The sequence below is a fragment of the Mucilaginibacter sp. genome (genome assembly GCF_039207105.1).
Classification (GTDB): Bacteria; Bacteroidota; Bacteroidia; order Sphingobacteriales; family Sphingobacteriaceae; genus Mucilaginibacter.
This window is the reverse complement of sequence record NZ_JBCECK010000069.1, coordinates 1-2,830: the sequence shown is the minus strand read 5'-3', so window position 1 is coordinate 2,830 and position 2,830 is coordinate 1. Positions and strand designations below refer to the sequence as shown.

Genomic DNA, 2,830 nt, shown 5'->3' with positions numbered 1-2,830 from the left:
CTTTTAAATATATCACTGCGTGGGGTCGAGATACGCCGTTATCGCTTGCGTAAAAAACTTAACCTGGAACACGATAAAAACCTTACCGAGTTTCTCATCGAATTATAATACTACATCATTACCTCTCATAGCGCTAAATCGGGTTAGTGTAACCGCCCTTATCGTTGTAGTATGTACAATATACACTATACGTTTTTAATAAATTGATTATCAATTTATTAAAATTAAAAAACATAAGCATTTAGAAAGTGTTCTGTATGTGATGTATTAATGTTGAGTTTATTTTTTTTGTAAACGGATATTATCTACTCAGCTTTGCCTAAAATAATAAACCAATTATTTTCTAACTACACTTATTTAACTAAACACTATGAAAAGAATTTTTACTATTTCTGTGTTGGTGCTATTTTGTCTCTTTTTTGCTGATGCTACATTCGCCCAAAACACTACAGTAAAAGGTAAAGTTACCGATGCTGCAACCGGCGAAGCCTTAATTGGTGTGAGCGTTTCAATTAAAGGAACCACCACAGGAGCACAGACAGACGCTACAGGTGCATTCACCCTTCAGGCGCCACCCACAGCAACACTTGTATTTACTTATATTGGTTATACAACCTTAACGTTGCCCGTTAACAATCAAACTCAATTAACTGTAAAACTACAAGCTGAATCAAAAGAACTGGCACAGGTAGTAGTTGTTGGTTACGGTACTCAACGCAAACGGGACGTAACCGGTTCGGTAGCCTCCATTAAAGGCGAAGAGCTAACCAAGCAACCTGTACAAACACCAACCCAAGCCTTACAGGGCAAGGTTACTGGTGTCCAGGTTTTATCTTCGGGCCAGCCAAACTCAGCGCCAATTTTGCGTATACGCGGTACTGGTTCTGTACTGGCCGGCGCTAACCCGCTTTACGTAGTTGATGGTGTGTTAACCGATGATATCAGGAACATCAACAACTCTGATATATTAACCCTTGATGTATTAAAAGATGCATCGGCTGCCATTTATGGTGTTCGTGGTGCAAACGGTGTGGTAATCATTACCACAAAAAAGGGTAAAAGCGGCCCGGCTGTTGTAAGTTATGATGCCAACGTAGGTTTCAGAGAAGTGGCTAATCCTCTTCTGCTGGCTAATCACGATCAATATGTAGATTACCTGAAAGACGCTAACCCTACTGCAGACGTTACTGCTCCGGTAACCTTTCCGGGTACAACAGACTGGCTAAAAGCTGTTTCACGCAATGCTTTTACAACTAATCATAACATCTCGGTAGCAGGTGGCGGTGAAAACAACACTTACTTTATCAGTGCAAACTACCTTGATGATCAGGGTGTTATTAAGACCAATGGTTTTCAACGTTTCACCATCCGGGCTAACAATGATATAAACATATCTAAAAAACTGAAATTCAGCGAACAAATATCCTTAAGCCGCGGTGCCGAACAAACCGTTAAACTTAACGATATATATGGGAACATCTACAGGGCTGCACCTATTATTCCATCAATTATTGATGGTAAATATGGTAATACATCTGCCTGGGGCAACGTTGGTAACCCTTTACTGCAATTAGAAAAAGCAAACAACTTTACGCTTAATAACCGTGTTCAAGGTAATGTGGCTTTAGATTATAAACCCATTACCTCATTAACCTTCCACTCAGCCTTTAATGCCGATATCCGTTTCAACAATCAGAAAAACTACATTTACCAGTTTATCTCTGATGCTTCAACCTTTAACGTAGGCGGTGGTAATCAAAGACAGGATAACAGCTCATTATTTGTGCAGAATGATGATTCATATCAATATACCTGGGATAACACAATAACGTTCGATAAAACCTTTGGTAAACATCACCTAACTGTTTTGGGCGGCTTTGTTACTGAAAAATTCAAATCGAATTTTATAAACGGCACCCGCCAGGATGTACCACCCAATGAAGATCAATGGTACCTAAACCTGGGTAACCCTGATTTAAATGCTAAAGATGGCTTTGGTGGAGGCTTATTCACCAGGCAGTCATTTGTAGGCCGTGTAAACTATGGTTTTGAAGGCAAGTATCTGTTAAGCGGCTCCATCCGCCGTGACGGTAGCTCCAAATTTGACCAGCACTGGGGTAACTTCTACACCTTTGGCGGTGGCTGGGTAATTTCAGAAGAGTCTTTTATGAAAGACAACCACATATTCGATCAGTTAAAACTACGTGCCAGCTATGGTAAATTAGGTAACGATAATATTGATCAGGCACTATATATTATTACCGCAACCAGCAACCTGCCTTACTATTTCAACAACGGAACATTAAACTTAGGCAGCGTAATACAGGATATAAAAGATACCAAGCTGAAATGGGAAACCACTACTCAATATGACATCGGTGTTGATTTTGCTATTCTGAACAATCGTTTAACCGGTGAGGTTGATTATTACAATAAAAAAGTTAACGATGCTTTAACCAAAATACCTTTGCCCGGCATCTTAGGCGATCCGGATAATACCTTTATAACCAATGCCGCTTCATACAGCAACAAAGGTTTTGAAGTAGGTTTAAAATGGAGCGACAAGATCAATGATAAACTATCCTATACTATTGGCGGTAACATCAGCTACAATAAAAACAATGTAATTGGCTTAAATGGTGGCCAGGCATTGTTCGGAGGAGGTATCAACTCACGTACCGTTACCCGTACAGATAATGGTCAACCTATCGGCAGCTTTTATGTACTACAGGCTACAGGTGTTTTTCAAACCGCGGCCGAAGCTGCCGCAGCGCCTACAAATACATTTGAAGCCAATAAAGTGGGCGGCTTAAAATATGCCGATATCAAC

At 40.2% G+C, this 2,830-nt stretch carries 1 protein-coding gene; it reads left to right on the top strand.

Annotated features, from left to right (window positions below; genetic code table 11):
• Positions 1 to 370: 370 nt before the first annotated feature.
• A partial coding sequence (locus AAGC65_RS14855) for a SusC/RagA family TonB-linked outer membrane protein (RefSeq protein ID WP_343113246.1) occupies positions 371 to 2,830 on the top strand: 2,460 nt, incomplete at its 3' end.